General features: G+C 35.8%; 1 protein-coding gene. It reads left to right on the top strand.

The features are described 5' to 3' along the window. Window positions 1–184 precede the first annotated feature (184 nt). Window positions 185–649 carry a hypothetical protein gene (locus tag WH95_RS20125; RefSeq protein ID WP_046510243.1) on the top strand — a complete coding sequence of 155 codons (465 nt, stop codon included), beginning with the start codon at window positions 185–187 and terminating at the stop codon, window positions 647–649. Window positions 650–788 lie beyond the last annotated feature (139 nt).

Raw genomic sequence — 788 nt, 5'->3', positions numbered from 1 at the left:
CGCCATCTGAATTTTGGCTTTGCCCCAAACAGTTTGCCGAAATAACACCCACAATAAAAGAGATGTCTGGGTATTATCCGGCTATGAATTACGTTAGTATCAAGGTCTCGAAAAACATTTCTGTTAATATCGCTCTTTACATTATTAGTATTAAATTTCAATCCTATTGATAAGGTTATTTAATATGTCTGATCAACCTGTTGCAGAGGACAAAGAGCTTCAGAAGACCTTGGAAAATTATATTCGCTCGGGCGCTATTGAAGTTATAGAAGATAACAATGATCCTATTGATGAGTACAATTTCATTTTTAAAAAATTCCCTAAAAAAGGTCCGTTTATCCACTGGGAGATCGTCGCTAATTCGGAATATTATCAGGTACAGATAGATTACAAACCGGAAGAAAGTCGTAATTTTACAGAACAGATGATCCAAAAATATAACCTGTCCGGGCCTGTTGTACTTTATGGTGATCTTTTAATGCAGAATGACTATCGGATGGATATATCATTACTTCCATCTGTCCTATGGCATTTCATGCCGATACCACTTTGTCTCTATGTTGTAAGTGCGCAAAAACAATGGTGCTTTACCTACAATATGTTTCGTCATCTCAATTTTGGTTACGTGCCTAAAAAATTAGCGGAATAAAAAGCAAAGAAAATACAATGATTTCCAATGACGAGTTTATTGCAAAAAGGCTCCACAAAGAGATAACTTCCCACCTCAAAACGGGTGCTATAGAAATTGTTAATGAACAGGATCAGCTTTCAATAGATCATCATTTTGA

This window comes from Kiloniella litopenaei, assembly GCF_000982415.1.
GTDB lineage: Bacteria > Pseudomonadota > Alphaproteobacteria > Kiloniellales > Kiloniellaceae > Kiloniella > Kiloniella litopenaei.
The sequence above is the reverse complement of the archived record's forward strand: the minus strand, read 5'-3'. Positions and strand labels throughout refer to the sequence as shown.